The 20,298-nt window shown below is 38.9% G+C and carries 17 protein-coding genes and 1 pseudogene; 10 read left to right on the plus strand and 8 right to left on the minus strand.

The window, feature by feature from the left end; genetic code table 11:
- The first annotated feature begins 298 nt into the window (after nt 1-298).
- On the plus strand, nt 299-1,768 hold the full coding sequence (locus tag RMA95_RS14470; RefSeq protein WP_311071487.1) for an NCS1 family nucleobase:cation symporter-1: 1,470 nt from the start codon (nt 299-301) through the stop codon (nt 1,766-1,768).
- On the plus strand, nt 1,765-2,499 hold the full coding sequence (locus tag RMA95_RS14475) for an aspartate/glutamate racemase family protein (RefSeq protein WP_311071489.1): 735 nt from the start codon (nt 1,765-1,767) through the stop codon (nt 2,497-2,499). The genes RMA95_RS14470 and RMA95_RS14475 overlap by 4 nt, the downstream gene beginning before the upstream one ends.
- A gap of 70 nt (nt 2,500-2,569) precedes the next feature.
- Here RMA95_RS14475 and tauD read toward each other — a convergent pair whose 3' ends face one another.
- Genes tauD through tauA form a run of 4 tightly spaced genes read right to left on the minus strand, consistent with a single transcriptional unit; the run spans nt 2,570 to nt 6,170 of the window.
- Nucleotides 2,570-3,451 (minus strand): taurine dioxygenase, encoded by an 882-nt coding sequence (gene tauD / locus RMA95_RS14480; RefSeq protein WP_311071491.1) that lies wholly within the window; start codon nt 3,449-3,451, stop codon nt 2,570-2,572.
- An 8-nt stretch (nt 3,452-3,459) separates the two neighbouring features.
- Nucleotides 3,460-4,329 carry a taurine ABC transporter permease TauC gene (gene tauC, locus RMA95_RS14485; protein WP_311071493.1) on the minus strand — a complete coding sequence of 290 codons (870 nt, stop codon included), beginning with the start codon at nt 4,327-4,329 and terminating at the stop codon, nt 3,460-3,462.
- A complete protein-coding gene (locus RMA95_RS14490; RefSeq protein WP_005304415.1) occupies nt 4,326-5,120 on the minus strand; it encodes a taurine ABC transporter ATP-binding protein in 795 nt (264 codons plus the stop codon). The genes tauC and RMA95_RS14490 overlap by 4 nt, the downstream gene beginning before the upstream one ends.
- Nucleotides 5,121-5,129: 9 nt before the next feature.
- Complete coding sequence (gene tauA, locus RMA95_RS14495; RefSeq protein ID WP_081038546.1) at nt 5,130-6,170, minus strand: taurine ABC transporter substrate-binding protein; 1,041 nt, start codon at nt 6,168-6,170, stop codon at nt 5,130-5,132.
- Nucleotides 6,171-6,611: 441 nt separating this feature from the next.
- Here tauA and RMA95_RS14500 point away from each other — a divergent pair, with 441 nt between their 5' ends.
- On the plus strand, nt 6,612-7,796 hold the full coding sequence (locus RMA95_RS14500; protein WP_311071496.1) for a hypothetical protein: 1,185 nt from the start codon (nt 6,612-6,614) through the stop codon (nt 7,794-7,796).
- 60 nt (nt 7,797-7,856) lie between these two features.
- Here the strand turns inward: RMA95_RS14500 and RMA95_RS14505 are convergent, their stop codons facing one another.
- The 4 genes from RMA95_RS14505 to RMA95_RS14520 all read right to left on the minus strand — a co-directional run bounded on the left by RMA95_RS14505 (nt 7,857) and on the right by RMA95_RS14520 (nt 13,315).
- A complete protein-coding gene (locus RMA95_RS14505; RefSeq protein WP_005041326.1) occupies nt 7,857-9,323 on the minus strand; it encodes an MFS transporter in 1,467 nt (488 codons plus the stop codon).
- 194 nt (nt 9,324-9,517) lie between these two features.
- On the minus strand, nt 9,518-10,909 hold the full coding sequence (locus tag RMA95_RS14510) for an LLM class flavin-dependent oxidoreductase (RefSeq protein WP_311071500.1): 1,392 nt from the start codon (nt 10,907-10,909) through the stop codon (nt 9,518-9,520).
- A gap of 176 nt (nt 10,910-11,085) precedes the next feature.
- A complete protein-coding gene (locus RMA95_RS14515) occupies nt 11,086-12,378 on the minus strand; it encodes an acyl-CoA dehydrogenase family protein (protein WP_311071502.1) in 1,293 nt (430 codons plus the stop codon).
- A 118-nt stretch (nt 12,379-12,496) separates the two neighbouring features.
- A complete protein-coding gene (locus RMA95_RS14520; protein WP_311071504.1) occupies nt 12,497-13,315 on the minus strand; it encodes a hypothetical protein in 819 nt (272 codons plus the stop codon).
- 653 nt (nt 13,316-13,968) lie between these two features.
- Between RMA95_RS14520 and RMA95_RS14525 the strand changes: the two genes are divergently transcribed.
- From RMA95_RS14525 to RMA95_RS14555, 7 genes and pseudogenes are all read left to right on the plus strand, one after another.
- Nucleotides 13,969-15,414, plus strand: a complete 1,446-nt coding sequence (locus RMA95_RS14525; protein ID WP_311071505.1) for a cytochrome ubiquinol oxidase subunit I — start codon at nt 13,969-13,971, stop codon at nt 15,412-15,414.
- Entirely contained in the window at nt 15,407-16,414 is a 1,008-nt protein-coding gene (cydB, locus tag RMA95_RS14530; RefSeq protein WP_174724252.1) for a cytochrome d ubiquinol oxidase subunit II, read from the plus strand. The genes RMA95_RS14525 and cydB overlap by 8 nt, the downstream gene beginning before the upstream one ends.
- 14 nt (nt 16,415-16,428) lie before the next feature.
- Nucleotides 16,429-16,563 (plus strand): hypothetical protein, encoded by a 135-nt coding sequence (locus RMA95_RS14535; protein WP_000749813.1) that lies wholly within the window; start codon nt 16,429-16,431, stop codon nt 16,561-16,563.
- Between the two features lie 94 nt (nt 16,564-16,657).
- A complete protein-coding gene (locus tag RMA95_RS14540; protein WP_311071510.1) occupies nt 16,658-18,076 on the plus strand; it encodes a PLP-dependent aminotransferase family protein in 1,419 nt (472 codons plus the stop codon).
- Between the two features lie 16 nt (nt 18,077-18,092).
- Nucleotides 18,093-18,245: pseudogene (locus tag RMA95_RS14545) on the plus strand (MFS transporter); the annotation flags it as partial.
- Between the two features lie 189 nt (nt 18,246-18,434).
- A complete protein-coding gene (locus RMA95_RS14550) occupies nt 18,435-19,265 on the plus strand; it encodes an oxidoreductase (RefSeq protein WP_311071512.1) in 831 nt (276 codons plus the stop codon).
- Nucleotides 19,266-19,304: 39 nt separating this feature from the next.
- The gene (locus tag RMA95_RS14555; protein ID WP_311071514.1) at nt 19,305-20,297 is read left to right on the plus strand and encodes an AraC family transcriptional regulator ligand-binding domain-containing protein; all 993 of its coding nucleotides are present in this window, start codon (nt 19,305-19,307) and stop codon (nt 20,295-20,297) included.
- Nucleotide 20,298: the final 1 nt, after the last annotated feature.

The following is a 20,298-nucleotide window of genomic DNA, read 5'->3' on the forward strand; positions in this document are numbered from 1 at the left end:
GAGCTAAACAATTCAATATTAGACTTCTAAATATCCACTTATACACCTAACTTTACTTACTTTTTATAAAAAATTAAGCACTTCTCATTTTATAAATTTGTCTCTTCATATCCAAAATTCATACCAGTTTAAATAACTCATAAGCGCTACTTCTTAAATTTGGCATAACTTTTGCTCAATTAAAATTGTGCACAATATAAATATCACATTGTGCACAATTTTAATTTCATTCTTTTAGCCAGAATTTCAAGCTGCTGAAGAACGTGCCAGCCCAACATAAGGGAAGTGAGTGTTCAAGATGAATAATACCGAAGTAATAATTAAACCTTCTTATGATGCAAAACTGACAAATCAAGACTTAGCTCCTTTAAAAAAGCAAACATGGGGCGCTTATAATATTTTTGCTTTCTGGATGTCTGATGTTCATAGTGTCGGCGGTTATGTCATGGCTGGAAGCCTTTTTGCACTTGGGCTCAATAGCTGGCAGGTACTTTTATCTTTACTCATCGGCATTGCCATAGTTCAGTTTTTTACAAACCTGATTGCCAAGTCTAGCCAACAAACTGGTACGCCCTATCCTGTTATTTGCCGCGCAACCTTCGGTGTGCTTGGTGCAAATATTCCTGCTGTTATCCGTGGGCTTATTGCTGTTGCATGGTATGGCATTCAGACCTATTTGGCATCAAGTGCTTTCTTATTGGTCATATTAAAGTTCTTTCCAGAATGGTCGGTCTATGCCGATATTTCAACTTATGGCTTTCTTGGACTTTCCTATTTAGGATGGGTTGGCTTCATGCTGCTTTGGCTACTTCAAGCGATTGTTTTTTGGTCTGGCATGGACAGCATTCGTAAATTCATTGACTGGGCAGGTCCAGCTGTCTACATCGTGATGTTTGCGATGGCAGTATGGCTCATCTGGAAAGCTGGATGGCAAAATATTGATTTAAACTTGAGCGGTGTTCAATACGACGGTTTTGCGGTTGTACCCGTCATGATTGGTGCTATTGCTCTCGTTGTTTCATATTTTTCTGGACCAATGCTGAACTTTGGTGACTTCTCTCGTTATGGCAAAAGCTTTAACGCGATTAAAATGGGGAACTTTCTTGGACTACCGATTAATTTCTTAGGCTTTTCTTTACTTACTGTAGTTTGTATTGCAGCAACGCTTCCAGTCTACGGTAAGCTCATTACCGACCCTGTCGAGATGGTTGGAAAACTTGATAATACTTTTGTGGTTATTTTAGGTAGTTTGACCTTAATGATTGCCACGATTGGGATTAATATTGTCGCTAACTTTGTTTCACCTGCCTTTGATTTTTCCAACGTTTCACCGAGCAAAATTAGCTGGCGCATGGGTGGAATGATTGCAGCAGTTGGTTCGATTTTCATTACACCATGGAATTTGTTTAATAACCCTCAAGTGATCCATTACACCATTGATATTTTAGGCGCATTTATCGGCCCACTTTTTGGTGTATTGCTCGCCGATTTTTACCTCGTTAAAAAACAAAAAATCGTGGTAGATGATTTATATACCTTAGATACTAAAGGCTTGTATTGGTACAAAAATGGTTATAACCACTCTGCCTTTTATGCCTTAATTCCAGCTTCATTAATTCCTATTCTCTGCGTACTTTTACCACAACTGTCTGGGCTGGCTAATTTCACATGGTTTATCGGTATGGGATTCGGTTTTGTCATTTACCGATTTCTTAACCAACCGCTTGCCCATGCTAAATCAGCAATGACTAAGGTAAAAGTACAATGAAAATTAAAATTATTAATCCCAATACTACTCAAAGCATGACAGACAAAATTGCTGCATCAGCAAAGATAGTCGCAGGTTCTGGTACTCAAATTCTTGCAGTGAGTCCTCAAATGGGCCCTGCAACAATTGAAAGTTATTATGATGAAGCTCTAAGTGCAGTAGGTGTGTTAGAAGAAATACGCCAAGGTGAACAGCTAAATGTAGATGCCTATATTATTGCCTGTTTTGGTGACCCTGCGCTTTATGCTGCCCGTGAAATGACTTCAGCGCCTGTGATTGGGATTGCCGAAGCAGCTATGAGAACTGCAAGTTATGTCAGTACCGGTTTTAGTGTGGTGACAACTTTACAACGCACAGTGAATATGAGCTGGCATCTGGCTCATCGCTATGGGGCTACACCATTTTGCAAAAATGTTCGAGCTTGTGACATTGCAGTTGAAGAGTTGGAGCTTCCTGACTCAGATGCTTATCGAACCATACGAGATGAATGCAAAAAAGCACTCGCTGAAGATAAAAGCGATGCGATTGTTTTAGGATGTGCAGGTATGAGTGATTTGTGTCTAAAGCTACAAAACGAGTTAGGCGTAATCGTTATTGACGGCGTTGCTGCAGCCGTTAAACAAGCTGAAATGCTAGTTCAATTAAATTTAAAAACCAGCAAAGTCGGTGATTGGGCCTCACCTCCTGTAAAGAACTACACAGGTATATTGTCGGGTTTTGGAACACAATAGAGATAACTTACTGTTTCAATTCCAACTCAAAATGCTACGTTGGAATTGAAACAAAGAATAATTAAAGGAATTAAGCCTCTGCTAACTCTGGCTGTTGTTCTTCTTTATAAAATGGCACATCGCCATTAATAGTTGCACGGTGCATGATGCGATGGGCATCGCCATAATCAAATAATGCTTTATGTTGTGTGCAACGGTTATCCCAAATCGCGACGTCACCGTCTTGCCATTTCCAGCGTAAATGAAACTGCTCTTGGGTCGCATGCTCAAACAAGAAATTAAGCAACTGCTCACTTTCTTGTTCAGGTAACTCATTAATTTGTGTGGTAAAGCCCTCACTTACAAACAACAAAGGCTCGCCTGTGACAGGATGGGTACGCACCACTGGATGAACCACTGGAGGATTACGCTTAAAGGTTTGCAACAGCTTTTCACGCTCTTCTTCGTTATGGGCAAAACGTTCAAGCGGAAAAGACTTACGGATATCGTGGGTTGCTGTTAAGCCTCGTAGTTTTTGCTGTAACTCAAGCGGAAGCCCTTTAAAAGCTGCTGTATTACTCGACCACAACGTATCACCGCCTACAGGTGGAATTTTAATAGCTTGCAACACACAACCTAAAGGTGGATTTTTACTAAAAGTCACATCTGTGTGCCAAAGTTCATTGTCACGCAAGTCTTGTTTCCAACTGTCGAGCACCATCACTTCAGGTACATCTTCAATTGAAGGATAAATCGGGTGCACATGTAAGCTACCAAAACTGCGTGCCAAGTCTGCTTGTGCTTGCGGTGCTAATTGTTGCTTTCGAAAAAAAATGACCTGATGATCAAGCAAAGCCTGCTGGATTTGTTGCGTTGTCTGTTCATTCAACGCATTCAAATCAATATCGTGAATAATTGCGCCGATGGTAGGCTTGATCACTTCAATATTTAAGTTTGCTACTACTGTATTCATCTTCTTTACTACAACTGCTGACCATACCAAGGAGAAAACTGTTTTTGTAACCAACGTAAAAACAGCTCAAAACTAACTGCGACAATCGCAATCACAATAATGCCTAAAATCACCGTATCGGTAATTAAGAACTGTGCTGCCGATTGCACCATAAAACCAATACCGCGGTCCGCTGCAACCAACTCTGCTGCAACTAATGTTGACCAGCCCACCCCAAGACCAATACGAATACCGGTAATAATATGAGGTAAAGCTGTTGGTAAAATGACATGCCAAAATACTTGAGTCTGACTTGCCCCTAGCGACAATGCTGCACGCTCACGATTAAGCTGATGGCTTAACACACCATGCGCGCTACTAATAATGACAGGCGCCAAAATCGAGAAGAAAATCAAAAGTACTTTTGTGGTTTCACCAATACCGAACCAAATAACAAGTAACGGCAAATACGCTAACGGCGGAATTGGACGTAATAATTCAACCAAAGGATCTAGAACAGCACGAACCCATTTGTTCAGCCCCATCCACAAACCCAGCGGAACACCAATCACCACGGCAGCAATCAAAGCCAAAAACACACGAGAGATACTAGCGGCCAAGTGTTGCCACAAAGTAGCCTTCATAAAGCCTTCTTGGCTGACCGATATAAATTTTTGCCAGACTGCCTGTGGGCTCGGTAAAAACAGTTCAGGTACGATATGCAAAGCAGTAATGAGAAACCAGAGTGCGACCACACTTCCCACACTAATTATGCTAACTGCCAAAGTGCGATGCTTCTCAAAAAATGACGATAGAAATGAAGCATTTTCTGTTTGCACATCTGGCTTAAGTTTTAGCCCTGCTTTGTCATATTCATAGACGTTATCTTTAGTACTCATGTGGTTAACGCCTCCTTACCGCTTTGTTTTTGTGCCCTTAAACTTTCAAACAGCTGCTCTCTGAGCTGAATAAATTGTGGGTCCGATTTAATTGAGCGAATAGACTCGCCCTGACGATATCGATTAGCAAAATCGAGATGTAGAGTTTCTACAATTTTGCCTGGATGCGCTGTCATCAGAACTAACTGATTGCTGAGCAATAATGCTTCTTCAATGTCATGAGTAATTAAAAAAAAGCTTTTATTTTGTTGAATCCATAAATCGAGCACTAACTGCTGCATGTTTTCACGTGTAAAAGCATCTAATGCGGCAAAAGGTTCATCTAATAAAATAAACGGCGCGTGACTAATCAAAGCTCTGGCAATACCAACTCGTTGTTTCATACCACCGGAAAGTTCCCAAATATTGGCTTTTTCAACGTGACTTAAACCTACAATTTTTAAAATTGCGTTCACTTGTGCTTCGATATCTACGCGTTTTAAACCTTTTAACTGCAAAGCGAAGCCAACATTATCTGCAACATTCAACCAAGGAAGGAGTGCATGATCCTGAAACACGACAGCGCGGGTTACATCTGGTCCATTTACTACTTCATGATTTACAAGCACATCACCTGAACTCGGCTTTTGAAACCCTGCCAAGATATTAAGCAAAGTTGTTTTGCCACAACCTGACTCGCCCAAAATCACGGTTAAAGAACCTTCTTCAATGGTTAGGTTAATGTCTTGTAAAACTGGCTTTTGCTGTTTAGGAAAAGTCAGATGAATATGTTTGGCTTCTAGTACACTCATGACAACTCCTTAAGGCTGCAAAAATGAAGAATTCACGTTGCCTTTATAATCGGCTTTAAGTTGATCGACCTTGCCCTGACCTTTTAAAAACTTCGCTGTATCAAAAATATTTTGCGCAAATTCACCATCTAAAGTTTGTTTTTGCTGAGCATGGTCTAGGTAAATATTTCCACTTAATAAAAGTGGGATATCTTTTGGATCAGAACCTGTGAGCTGCGCAATTTTTTGCACGTTATCGGCATCTTTAACGTAAGCGGCTGGGTCTTGATTGTATTTTTCAAGCTGCTCAAGCGTAGTTTTAACAAAAGCTTTTAAGAAATCAGGATTTTTCTCTGCAAAGTCTTTACGCACAACCCATAAGTCATAAGTTGGAGCACCCCACTCACCCACTTGTTTTGAGTCGGTTAAAACCGTACCAGATGCTTTGGCTTTACTTAAAGCAGGTTCCCAAACATAGGCAGCGTCAATATCACCACGTTCCCAAGCCGCTGAAATTTCAGGTGGACGCAAGTTAATAATTTTTACTTTATCTTCTGGAATGTTCCAATGTTTAAGTGCAGACAAAAGACTGTAATGCGTGGTTGAAACAAACGGTACAGCAATGGTTTTGCCAATTAAATCTTGAGGAGTTTTAATGCCTGATTTATTACTTACTACGAGTGCTTCAGACCCACCAAGTTTTGATGTAATTAAGAATACTTCAATCGGTAAATCACGGCTTGCCGCAGCAGCAAGTGGACTTGAACCAATATTGCCAAGTACAACATCGCCTGAAGCAAGTGCGTTTACAACATCTGAACCCGCATCAAATTTTTTCCATTGAATGTTACGTTGGCTATGTTTTTCATATTCCCCATTGGCCTGCGCAACTTTGCTTGGGTCCACCCCTGTTTGGTAGGCAATTACGACAGGTTTGCTGTCGCGAACTGAAGCACTTGTATTATTGTCTTTCTTATTTTGCCATACGATAAATGCAACAATTGCTACAACCACAATTGCCGTGATAATCAACGGTTTGGTCTTTGTGCTCATAATTTCATGATCTTTCAATAATATAAGCTCATGGTATGCAGCTGGCTTTATAATGAAAAATAAAAAAATATGAGTTGCTTATCTATTTTTGATAAATAACTTTTTCATATAAGTTTTTATCTTTTGGTAAAAAGCAAATATCAACCAAACTTACAGATTAGCCATAAAATTAAAATACTTATATATCAATAATTAAAAAGGATATTCAAAAAACACATGATGAGGAAAACCTAACATGCCTACTCTAATTATTTTATCCTACTCATTTCGTCATTTTTATTTTTTGCTTATCGCATCCAGAGTTTTGCATCTAATTAATTTTCATTCTTTTATATAAAGTTAAGATTTTATTATCTTTTTATCTTAAAACTTCTGCAAATATTAAGATTTGGACAAATCTTTTTCTGGTTTATACATGACGCAAATTTAATTTTTATTTTTAAGAGGAGAAAAATTCTTTTGTTTAAACATTCTCAATTTTTGAAAAAAACATTAATTACAGCGTCTTTAATTACATTTAGCCTTTCAAGTCATGCAGCCTTTACCTTTGGTAATGCTGAAGAAGGTCAACTTAAAGTGAGTGGTACTGTTCGAGCTAAATATGTTTATGACTTTGACTCTGATCCCACTACCAGTAAATTTTCGTTTAATGACGCGGTACTATGGCTAGATTACAACTCCCCGAAATGGATAGGCCGTCTAGATTATCGGGTTTATGAATATTACGGGCGTTTAGGCGATGCCAATTGGCTTACCGATGCGTGGTTGGGTTATAAAATTAATGACAACAGTAAAATTACTGCGGGCTTAAACCCAGTTCCTTTTGGCTTGGGTCGCTTTTGGGGAAATACTTATTATTTAGGCATTGCCAATAGTGCAGGTTGGGAAGATGTACACAACCTAGGGGTGAAATATGACTTCAATGATGGAATCAATGAAGCACAACTCGCCTTTTACCCGACCGATGGTGGCACCTATAGAGGTAAAAGCAAAGACTCAAGTCGATTTAGTATCAACCCTGTCAATGCTGATGACTCAGTACCGCAAGGCACCAATACCAAAGAAAAGAACTCGATTGTTGTTCGCGGTGCCCACACCTTTAAAAATGTTCTAGGCCAAGAAAATTTCTCTACCCAACTTGGTGCCTCTGCATGGTATTCCACCATTGAAAACAAACGTTCAGGACAAGATGGCGACCGCCAAGTCTATTCAGTTTTTAGCAATACCAATTATAACCAATGGAATTTACAGCTTTTGGCTGGTTATCAAGACATTGATAATGCCGACACCCAATATAAAGATCATCTAACTTTGGGTGGTTTCGATTATTCATTTAACTCGGCAACCAAAGGTCAGATTTATTCAGCCGAACTGAGCTATTTATTTCCTCAGCAGTTTGGCCCGATTACCTCAGTTCGCCCTTATCTAAACTATAGTTCTTATCGAAAAGAACAAGATGGCTTTAAAGACTCAACCCGCTTTATACCCGGCATTGCGTTTAACTATCAAAAATTAACAGTACAAGCCGAGTTGCTAGTTGGCAAACATGACCCATACTTAGGAGATAGTGAAGGCCTTGCGGCTGGTGGAACCAATGATAAATGGAATAAAAAAGCGTTTGTGATTTTTGCTTATTACTTCTAACTTCAAAAATAAAGGCCAACACATGTTGGCCTTTGTTTTTATCTAAAGATTTAGATTTAGCTAATCAATTACAGGTGAATTATTAAGTGGAAGTTCTGGACTGTTTTCATCAATCACATCGACATCTTGTGCAGTAGGCTCAAACTTAATCAGTAGTCCAATTACAATTAAAGGAATAAACGCAAAGATAGAAATAATCAGATAAACATCCGTTTTATAACCCGCCATCCAAATTGGCAACACAAACAAAGCAATTGCCTGAGCAACACCAGTTACCGCACGGTTAAAGCCAACACCAACGCCACGAATTGAAGCAGGATAAGCCATGGTTGGATAAACCATCATTTGCGCACCTGGCCCAAAACCTTCAGCAAAAAGCCATAAACCGAGCATTCCAATAGCGGTGTAGAGTAAAAAGCTATTACCCGGTTCACCAATTAATGCCAATGCAATGAGGGCAATAAACTGAAGTAAAAAACCTGTGAGTAGCACGTGACGAGATTTAAATCTGCTGGCGACAAATACACCTAATAGCCCACCCGTAAATGCAAACAGTAAATTGAGCCCGAGCGTTGTAGTAATGGTCGTCAAAACATCTGTATGAAAGAACCGTGTCAAAATCGAAGGTAAAAAGAATGCAATGGTGGTGTACTGAAATGCCACCGAAATATGAATCACAATTGCCACAATAGTTCTTGGCAAATAGGTTTTATTAAATAAAACCGCAAAACCCTCACGCTTTTTCTTTTCAGCCGTTCTTTCTACTTTTTCGACTGTGGCAACTGCATTAATTGCATAAGACTCTTGTAGAACTTTAGCTGCCCCTTTTAAATCACCTTGGTTGGCAAGCCAGATTGGTGATTCAGTTAAATATTTACCGCGAATAAAAATAATGAGTAACGCTGGCACTGCTCCAAAAATTAAAGATGCTCGCCATAACCAGTTGCTATGTTCAGGTGGTAAAAGAAAATAAAGCGCCAGAACTAGACCAAAACAGACCGAAGAAGCGGCATACCACATTGGGCACCATGCAGCTAAACGCGCTGCCTTGTTGCTACTACCGTTAAATTTGGAAAACTCAGATAAGTATGACATTGCCACCGGCAAATCAATACCAACACTAATTCCCATAATAAATCTGGCTAAAATCAAAACCCATACATTCGGTGCAAAGCCTGCAACAATTGCAGCAATGACAAAGAGCACCATGTCTGCCATGAAGACCCTATAACGGCCAATTTTATCTGTCAGCCAACCACCAATCAGGTTACCAACAATAGTTCCGCAGACAATTGCTGAAGCTACCACACCGGTCATGACAGGGCTTAAAGAAAACTCTGAGATAACTTGTTCAATACCGAAAGACAGCGTTGTTAAATCGTAGGCATCAATAAACACCCCAATCAGTGCCAACCAAATAACTTTATTCGATTTACCCTTCCCTGCAAATTTGGAAATTAATTGTGAAACATCATCGGGAGATTTAATTTCATAACGATGGTTATGATCGAGTTCTTGTGTGCTCACTTAATAATTCCTGAATTTTAATAACAGGAACAAAATAATGATTATTCACATCATATAAAAACAAATTAATCTGATGTTTTAATCTAAATTATAGAATTATCTTTTCATTATTAACTCAGCAGTAAAACCGATATCAAAAGACAAAATAAAAGCTGGTATTTAACCAGCTATTTATTTAAAGGCTTTCCAAAATATTAACTCGCCTCAGCAAGTTTTAACTCTTTTAGATTACGATATTTTGCACCACGGTGATTTTCAGGCAAATATGGCCCAGCACCAAATAATTTTTCTCTTAATGTTCCTTGTGCATATGAGGTTTGATATACCCCACGTTTTTGCAACTCTGGCACAATAAATTCGACCACATCCGCAAAGGTTTGATGAGCCAAAATATAGGCTAAGTTAAAGCCATCGACATCGGTATCTTCAACCCATTGTTGTAGAGCATCTGAAACAGTTTCTGCTGAACCCACTAACACAGGTCCATTACCACCTAAACTGTTCCAGTTTGCAATTTCTTCAATGGTCCAAACACGTTCTGGGTCTGCATTTACATAAGAATCTAATAAAGATTGAATGGCATTCGTTTGAATATATTCAACTTTGTCCGTTGGCTGGTATTGTGAAAAGTCCACACCAGACCAACCAGACAGCAATGTTAAAGCGCCATCGTAGCTTCCATAGCTTTGATATTCTTTAAACTTAGCCTGTGCTTTTGCATCTGTTTCATCAGTGACAATCGACAAAAGCGCATAAATTTTAACTGAGTACGGGTCGCGGCCTTCCTGAGCCAATTTTTGGCGAATACCCTGTACCACTTTTTTAGTGGCAATTTTAGACGGCGCTGCAATAAATACACACTCGGCATTTTGACTAGCAAACTTCTGGCCACGTGAAGATGCGCCTGCTTGGTAAAGTACTGGTGTTCGCTGCGGTGATGGCTCACAAATATGGATACCCGGTACAGTAAAGTATTTACCCTCGTGCTGAATTGGATGCACTTTTTTATGGTCAGCAAAAATACCGCTTTCACGGTCACGAAGTACCGAACCTTCTTCCCAAGAACCTTCCCAAAGTTTGTAAAGGACTTCTAAGTACTCATCAGCAATATCATAACGATTGTCATGATTAACCTGAGTTTTTAGGCCCAAGTTTTTCGAACCACTTTCCAAATAAGAAGTCACGATATTCCAACCAACTCGCCCTTTGGTTAAATGATCTAGCGTGCTGATACGTCTAGCAAAAGGATAAGGATGTTCAAAGGAAATCGAAGTTGTGACACCAAAACCCAAGTGCTTTGTGACTGCGGCCATCGCTGGCACAATCTGTAGTGGATCATTGACTGGAACTTGTACTGCACCGGTTAAGGCGTGTTCAGCACTTTGATGATAAACGTCGTAAATGCCAAGTACATCTGCAATAAAAATACCGTCAAAAAAACCACGCTCAAGAATTTGTGCTAAATCTGTCCAATATTCTAAATCTTTATATTCAACAGATCGATCTTGAGGATGTCGCCATAATCCTGGAGATTGGTGGGCAATACAATTCATTTCAAAAGCATTAAAACTAACTCTCTTAGTCATAAAATATCAGCCAGCATTTTATTTAATTTTTATACTAAAGCAATTTTAAGGTTTTCTTTATAATATATACCCCAAACAAAATATGATTTTATTCTAATAGATTTTTATAATTTATCTTAAGAAAAAATAATATTAAGCCACCAAAATAGCGGCTTAATATCTAAAACTATAATTTATTATTTAGCAACGTTCCCTATTCGCCATTGATAAGGAGGTAATGTGCCGTTTACACTAAAATCACCAATAATTCGATTTTTAAATACTCTCGGGTTATGTGATGATAAAGTTCGTACATTACGCCAGTATCGATCTAGGCCTAAATCTTTGTCTGTTGCGGAAGCACCTAAAGCGTCAAATAAAATCGTAGAAGCATTTAAAATTAGATCGGTAATGACCGATTGAGACTGCGCACTTTCAAGCTCGGCAAGTGCATTTTGCTCTTCTTCGAGCTGCTCATTATTTTGAAATGCAGCCAAATAAGCACGTTGTAAGCTTTGTGCGACTTTTTCAACAATTGCCCCTGCACTGTAAGCCGCACCACGGATTTGTCCTACGACTTGTAAAATTTGCGGGTCTTGTTTTACAAATTGGGCATTTGCATGCGTGTAGTTTCGGGTACGTTTTGCCACAGCTTGAGAAACATCATAGGTTGCAGCACGTCCTAGACCTGTAATGATTGCCAGTTGGACCAGTTGATAGTAAGCCGCTGAATATTTAAAGCGGTCATCGTCAGGTAAAATTTCAGCTTCATCCACCAATACATCATGGAAATATGCTGTACCGCTTGCGGTGAGTTGCTGACCAAAGCCATTCCAGTCATCAACAATTTCGACACCTTCATCTTCACGGCGCACAACGACTGAGCCAGACTCACCCTTTAAATCTGTTACTCCCACATCTACCCAGTCTGCATATAGACTACCAGTGGTGTAATATTTTTTACCCTTAACGCGAATTTTTCCGTCACTGTCTCGATACAAATGAGTTTCGAACTGATCGATTGACTCTTTCCCGCCTTCAGACCATGCACTGCCTACTGTTTCCCCATTTGCAATTCGGCTAAGCCAACGCTGTTGAAACGCTTTGTCTTTACTTACTAAGACATCTTCAGTGAAACCAAAATGCACTCGCAAAGCTTGCGGTAAGTTTGAGTCCGCTTCTGCAAGTTCAATGAGTAAGGCAAATAATTCAGGAATGGTTGCATCAAAGCCACCATGAGCTTTGGGAAGTCTTAGCCGTGTAAAACCAATATCTTTAAGCCACTGAAGTTGTTCATAGGGCAAAATATGCTGTTGCTCACGAATTAAAGCCCCTTCTTTAATACGGGCAAAAGTCGGTCTGAAATTTTTTGCCAATTCATCATAACGCTCAGTTGGCCCTTCACCCCACACACGAGAAATAATTGAGGCCTGACTAAGTGCTGCATGCGTTAGTGAACCGAAATGATGCTCAAAATTTAAATTTGTCATGTAAGTAAAACCAATATTGCTTTGCTTTTACCATAAAATATTTATTTCACATGAAAACGATTATTTTTTTATAACAGTATTCAATCTTGATATAACACTAATCAAAAGCATGACAGTACTAAGCAATCTGTTTTTTGTGAAGACTATGCTGACTTTGCAATAAGGTTTGCATATATTCTGAATAGACAGAAAGTTTTTCGAAGATATGCTCTGAATAAAACATGTCATCAATTAAGTGCGTCATTTGACTAGCAGTAAAGGTATCGCATAACCCGACCAGTGCTGCATTCATTTGCGCAAAATGAGCACATAACTGTACATATGCTTCATCTTTATTTTTAAATAATAATTTTCGTATATCCAACTGATCTACACCTTTTAGACCCTCATCTTTTACGACTTTGACCCAATGAATTTTTATTTTTAAGAACTGTTCAAGTTGTTTTAAAGCTTCTAAATCAAGCTCTAAATGGGTGATCAAAAAAACTGTAGAGATATCACTTCGACACAATGCTTTGATTAATTTTAAATAAATAAACTCAACCTCATTAAGCTCTGCAAGCTCCAAATCTATATAAATTTTTAGACTTTCTAAAACGTCATCTACTTTAAAGAGTACTTTTTTCTCAGCTTGGTAATATTTATTAAGAATAGAAAGCACAGGCGCAGTTGCAGGCGTTGTATAAATAGCTGCTTTGTTTAAGTTAGCAAAAATAAATGGCGAGAATAGATAAGCCAAACTGCTTTGCTGTGGCTCAATATGAGACTGAATTAAATAAACCGTTTGAGTTTTAGAAAAGTCTCTGAGTACTTTCGCTCTAAGTAATGTTGCTTCAAGGTTCACATAAGTCTGTTCTAACTGATCTACTACCAATGTAGAAATAGACTGATTTTTAATAATTTTATGTAGAACATTTAGTTGAGAAGTAATAAACATTTTTTAACATCCAAGCTATTTTAGAAGCGCTACACTTACACTTAGGTCTTTAAGAAACACGCAGCAACCGGACCCTACACAAAACAACAATGGAAATAGAAAAGAAGAACATAATCATGTGCTTAAAAAAATCTAAAACAGCGTTCACATTGAGTCTTGAAGGTTGGTTTAGGTTGGCGGTAAATCCTGTTCATTTTTATTGTGAACTTTGGAGGAATGAATATATAGCTACAGATGATTGAAAAAAAACTATAGCACGCCTTCGAAACCATACTGAACTGTTATAGTTTTATAAAAAATTTCTGTATCTACATATACAAATAGAGCGAGTGCATGATTAAGAAAACTTCTTAAGGTAGGTAGTTTTCATGAGACGATCTATTGCATATCGCCAGATATTTCATCAATGTTTCAATGCAACATGCATTTTTACAAATGCAACATCAAGCATAAACTTTGTTAACAGATTGAAAACAATCAATCGCTCTATTCTATTGAAATATCAAGCAATTATGTTGCTTTACCCTGTTGGCATTTTACTTGCTAAGAACATTTATCACAGAAGTAAGTTTAATCGCCAGAGTACTTTTTTGCCTGAAAATAAGTATTTAACTCATTTAATCATCATCAGCTAGTTCACAGGGGGAAAGTTTATGAGCCTCGGTCTAACCGCTCTAGAATTAGCGCGAATACAATTTGCTTTCACAGTATCCTTCCATATTATTTTTCCGGCCACTTCCATCGGTCTTGCCTGTTTTTTAGCAGTTTTAGAATGGAAATGGTTAAGAACCCAAAACCCAATTTATAAAGATCTATTTAAATACTGGATTAAGATCTTTGCCGTTGCGTTTGGTATGGGAGTTGTTTCCGGTGTCGTAATGAGCTACCAGTTTGGTACCAACTGGAGTGAATTTTCACGTGTAGCCGGAAGTATTACTGGTCCTTTACTTACCTATGAAGTCTTGAGTGCCTTCTTCTTAGAAGCAGGTTTCTTAGGCATTATGTTATTTGGTTGGGGTCGTGTTGGTCCTCGAGCCCATTTCTTCGCAACACTTATGGTTGCCATCGGAACATGTATTTCCATGTTCTGGATTTTATCTTCCAATAGCTGGATGCAGACCCCTCAAGGCTTTGCTATCGAAAATGGCATTATTGTGCCAAAAGACTGGTTAGCTATTGTCTTTAACCCATCCTTCCCTTATCGCTTAGCCCATATGGGTGCTGCTGCCTTCTTAGTTTCATCTTTATTGGTGGTGGGAACATCTGCTTGGCATTTGGTAAAAGGCCGTCGCGATGAACTGGTAAAAAAATCATTCTCGATGGGTTTATGGATGGTACTTGTAACTTCATGTTTACAAGTGGTGATTGGTGATAACCATGGTTTAAACACTCGTGAACATCAACCCGCCAAACTTGCCGCAATGGAAGGTCACTGGGAAACCAACCACAATGAGCCGATGCCATTACTGTTATTTGCAATTCCAGATATGAAAGAAGAACGTAACCACTTCGAAGTGGGTGTTCCTTATTTGGGTAGCTTAATTTTAACGCATAGCTTAGATGGCCAAGTGACAGGCTTAAAAGATTTCGCACCTGAAGATCGTCCAAATTCAACGATTGTTTTCTGGAGCTTCCGTGTGATGGTGGGTCTTGGAGTACTCATGGTCACTTTGTCACTCATTGCACTTTGGTTACGTAAGCGTGGAAAACTCTATGAAACTTCATGGTTCCATAAATTTGCCTTGGTGATGGGACCATCTGGTTATGTCGCAATGCTTGCAGGTTGGGTAACTACTGAGGTTGGTCGTCAGCCGTGGGTCGTATACGGCATTATGCGAACTAAAGATGGACTTTCACATACGGTTTCCGCAGATCAGGTCGGACTGAGCCTGTTTATTTTTGTGGTGGTCTATACCATCGTTTTTGGTAGCGGTATCTACTACACCTTAAAACTGATTAATAAAGGTCCATCATTCATTGATTCACCAAATGTTGAAACTGGTGGCGTAGGACATTTTAAAACACCAATGCGTCCACTTAGTGCAGTCGATGAAAATATTGACAGCAAACAAAACTCTGGGGAGAACCGTCATGATTGATCTTTCTTTAATATGGGTCGGTATTATCGGTTTAGGTGTCATGATTTATGTGGTCATGGATGGCTTCGACTTAGGAATCGGGATTATGTTCCCCTTCATTAAGAACAGCCAAGAACGTGATGTCATGATGAATACCGTTGCCCCTGTCTGGGATGGTAACGAAACATGGATGGTACTCGGTGGTGCTGGTCTATATGCTGCCTTCCCACTGGTCTATTCAACAGTTTTATCAGCGCTCTACCTGCCTATTATTTTCATGGTGATTGCACTGATTTTCCGTGGGGTTGCTTTTGAATTCCGCTTTAAAGCTCATCGAACCAAACATCTTTGGGACTTGGCTTTTATTTGGGGTTCAGTTTTAACCAGTTTCCTACAAGGGATTATTCTGGGTGCCTATATCCAAGGGATTAAAACTGAAAATGGTATTTTTGCTGGCGGGTCTCTGGATTGGTTGTCTCCATTTACGATCTTCACTGGTATTGGTGTAGTTGCCATGTATGCCACTTTAGGCTGTGGATGGCTCATTTTAAAAACCGAAAAAGGTTTGCAGCAACGTATGTATGAACTTATGCCTAAGCTAATTATTGCACTGCTCATTATTTTTGGTGCCGTAAGTTTATATACGCCTTTAACGCATCCTGAAATTGCAGATCGATGGTTCTCTTTACCAAATCTGTTCTATTTTAGCCCGGTGCCTATTTTGGTCTTACTGTTTGTTGGCCTGATTTTATCAGCGTGTAAAAAGCAAGATCATGACCTCAAACCATTTGCATATACATTGGCCCTCGTTTTCCTTGCATTTACTGGTTTCGTGATTAGTTTATGGCCTTATATTATTCCGCCATCAGTCACCATCTGGCAGGCTGCAGCACCACATTCAAGCCAAATGTTTGCTTTGGTCGGTGCACTTATTTTGATTCCAATCATTATTGCTTACACCATTGTGTCTTACTGGGTATTTAGAGACAAAGTCCGTGTAGGTGATGAAGGCTATCATTAAGTATGGAGGGTTTTATGAAAAAGTCATCCGTTAAACTCAATCAAACCCAATGGTTTATTCTGCTATGGCTTGGTGGTTTTTTAGCCTTAGCTGTGATTGCGGGATTGTTTAAAGTGATATTGATTTATGCAGCCCCTTACTTAAAGTAATTCCATCCTTATAGACAAATGCCGTTTGTAGATTCTGCAAACGGTATTTATTATTGATTCAGTGCATCTTTTTTTTATTTCGTGCAGCCCATACATGTATAAATCAGAACAACTCGCTCATAGCATTCGCCAACTCATTGAGAGCGGCACTTTAAGTGCGCATGAAAAACTACCTTCGTTAAGAGATCAGGTACAACGCTCTGGCTTTAGTTTAATGACCGTAATGAATGCTTATCAGGAGCTTGAATCACAAGGTCTGATCTATTCAAAAGAAAAGTCTGGATACTTTGTTGCCGAGCAAATTGCACTAAAGCCACTCGAGCAATATTCAGTTGTTTCATTAAATTCTAAAATCGAAATTAACTCATTAGTTTTTAAATATCTTAAATCGATTCAACATGAATCTGTTGTACCTTTTGGTTCAGCTTTTCCGGACAGTCAGCTTTTAGCTGCCCCCAAACTCATTCAAATTATGGGGCAACTTGCGCGTCAAAGACAAAGCTATGATCAAACAGCAAGTCTACCTCCCGGCAATTTAGCGTTAAGGAAACTGATTGCTCAGCGCTACTGTATGCAAGGCATACAGACAGACCCAGATGATATTGTCATTACATCAGGAGGTTTAGATGCACTTAATCTTTCATTACAAACAGTAGCCAAACCAGGCGACTATATTCTATTGCAACAAACCGTGTTTTACGGCGCTTGGCAAGCTGCCGAGCGTTTAGGGCTTAAAGTCATTACCATTCCTGAACATCCTCAATATGGTTTTGACCTAGAAGCTTTTGAACAGGTTATTCAAACCTATCCTATCAAAGTGTGTTGGCTCATGCTGAATGCCCATAACCCGATTGGTTTTACCGTCAGTGATGACATTAAATATAAAATTGCCAAACTACTTCATGAGTATCAAATTTATTTAATTGAAGATGATGTCTATGAAGAGCTTTTTTATGGCGGTCAAAAACCACTTTCAATGAAGTATTTTGACCAACAAAATCTGGTGCTTCACTGCTCGTCTTTTTCTAAAACATTAGGTGCAGGTTTTCGGGTTGGTTGGGTTTATGCGGGTAGATTTTCAGATCATATTCAACACTTGCAACTCATGAGTACCATTTCAGTAAATGCACTCATTCAAAATGCATTAGTCGAGTTTTTGTCACATCATCATTATGAAAAGCACTTACGTACACTTAGACTTTCGCTTGAACGTTATAAAAAGCAGTTTTACCATTATTTGAAACAACATTTACCTAACTCTTGCGAAGTGTATTATTACCCAAGTGGCTATTTTCTATGGGTCAAACTTCCTAGTACGCTAGACAGTATGCAAGTTTATGAAGAGTTGATTCAGCAAGACATTGGTGTTGCGCCAAGCCCTTTGTTTAGTGTTTTACCCGCCCAGCAGCATTATTTGAGAATTAACTGTTCTTTTGAATGGAACACTAAAATTCAAAGCGCATTAGATCTGGTTATCAAAACCATTCAACAAAGAGTTGAAGCAAGTTTATAAGAAGGTCCAGCCTCTTAAAATCAAGGCTCAAGCCATTAACGACATGACTGTTTTTGTTGTCGGCTTAATTTGTTCTTTTAGCGCAGGTGCTTTACTCGATTTATTTGGCTGGAAAGCAATGAATATGGCTTTAATCCCCTGGTTATTAATTACCATTTGTTCATCATGATTAAGCAAAAAAATAAGTTTTCGCTTTATGTTGAGTTTATCTTTCTATTTCTAATAAATGATCTTTACTACAATTTGGCGCACTTTGATTACACATTGTCGCCATTCGATTTGGATAAATATCGTTCAAATTCCTATGATGTCTCTATCGAAAAGCAAGTTCCTTAAAACTTTAGTTGAGAGACAGAATATGAACACAGTTAAAGAAAAAATCGTTCTCATCACAGGCGCATCATCTGGTATGGGAAAAGCATTTACCAAAGCATTACTCAAAGAAGGTGCAACTGTTTATGCCGTTGCTCGTCGCGTTGATGCTATGCAAGAACTAAAAGCCCTTGGTGCTCATACATTAAAAATGGATATTACCAATCAGGATGATATCGACCAAGTTATGAAGACTATTGAAAAAGAAACCCATGGTGTTGATATTTTAATTAACTGTGCGGGCTTTGGCATGTATGGTGCTATGGAGGATACTACCCTTGCCGATGCACGCTATCAATTTGAAGTGAATCTGTTTGGTATGGCCTATTTAACCCAAAAGGTTTTGCCTAGTATGCGTAAAAAAATGCAGGGTCGAATTATCAATATTTCATCAATGGGTGGGAAAATTTATACCCCACTTGGTAGTTGGTATCATGCAAGTAAACATGCAGTTGAAGGCTGGTCTGACTGTCTACGTTTAGAGTTAAAATCATTTAATATTGATGTTGTTGTCATTGAACCCGGTGCTATCGCAACTGAATTTGCAGATGTAATGGTCCAACCTATGCTGGAACGTTCAGGGCAAAGTGCCTACAGCCACATGGCGACGGCAGTTGCTAATGCAACACATACCTCTGTCGAAAAAGGCGCACTTTCAGACGTGCAAGTTGTCGTTGATATGCTGATGAAAGCTGTTCATGCATCCTCACCTAAAACACGTTATGTGGGTGGCAAATATGCCAAACTGATGATATTTGTACGTAAATGGTTTGGCGACCGTGTGTTTGATCGTATGGTGATGTCAGTTATTAAATAAATTAAGTGACCAACACAAGTTTAATGTTGAGATGCTCAAATGAAATATGCTTCAAATTTTGCCCTAAATACCAACTGGAAGTTATTACTGAACGACCTAGGCATAAATCTTGAAGATGCATTACGTTTGGCATCTCTACCGCTTGATTTGTTCAACCGTAAAGATGCAATCCTCACGCCCGTTCAATATTTCAATTTTTGGCACGCAATTGAACAACTTGCTGGAATAAATGACTTACCTTTAAAAATTGGTCAAATGATTACAGTTGAACTGTTTGATCCAGCGATTTTTGCCTGTATTTGTAGTCCAAACTTTAATATTGCGATACAGCGTCTATCTGAATTTAAAAGACTCGTTGGGCCAATGCAGTTACAAGTAGCAATTGATAACGACACAACAACGCTAGAACTCAAATTTTATAATGTATCTACGCCAACGCCGCAAAGTCTTGCCATGTCAGAACTGGTCTTTTTTGCTCAATTAGCAAGAATATGTACAAGGCATCAGGTTATACCTTTGAAAGTTACACTGCCGGATTTACCTAATAATCTGGCAGTGTACAAAACATTTTTTGGCGTACTTCCACAAAAAAGTGAATACATTTCGATTGTCTTTTCACGCCAAGATGCTGAACGTCCTTTTTTAACAGCCAACCCAACCATGTGGTCTTTTTTCGAGCCAAACTTGCAACGTAGTCTTATACAGCTTGATGAAGATGCAACAGTTAGTGAAAAAGTTAAAGCAATTCTTTTAGAAAACCTACCTGCTGGACTATGTACAATAGAAGATGTTGCTCAACGACTCGCGATGAGCAAACGTACGCTACAACGGCTACTTTTAGAAGAAAAAACTAATTTTAAAACGCTTTTGGATGCGACACGTCAATCTCTTGCCCAACATTATTTAGAAAAATCATCAATGAGCACGGGTGAAATTTCATTTCTATTGGGCTTTCAAGAGCACAACTCATTCAACCGAGCATTTAAAAACTGGACGGGTAATACTCCGCAAGAATATAGGCTTATGCATTAAT

It is taken from the genome of Acinetobacter sp. V110_1 (genome assembly GCF_031798975.1).
Taxonomy (GTDB): Bacteria; Pseudomonadota; Gammaproteobacteria; order Pseudomonadales; family Moraxellaceae; genus Acinetobacter; species Acinetobacter nosocomialis_A.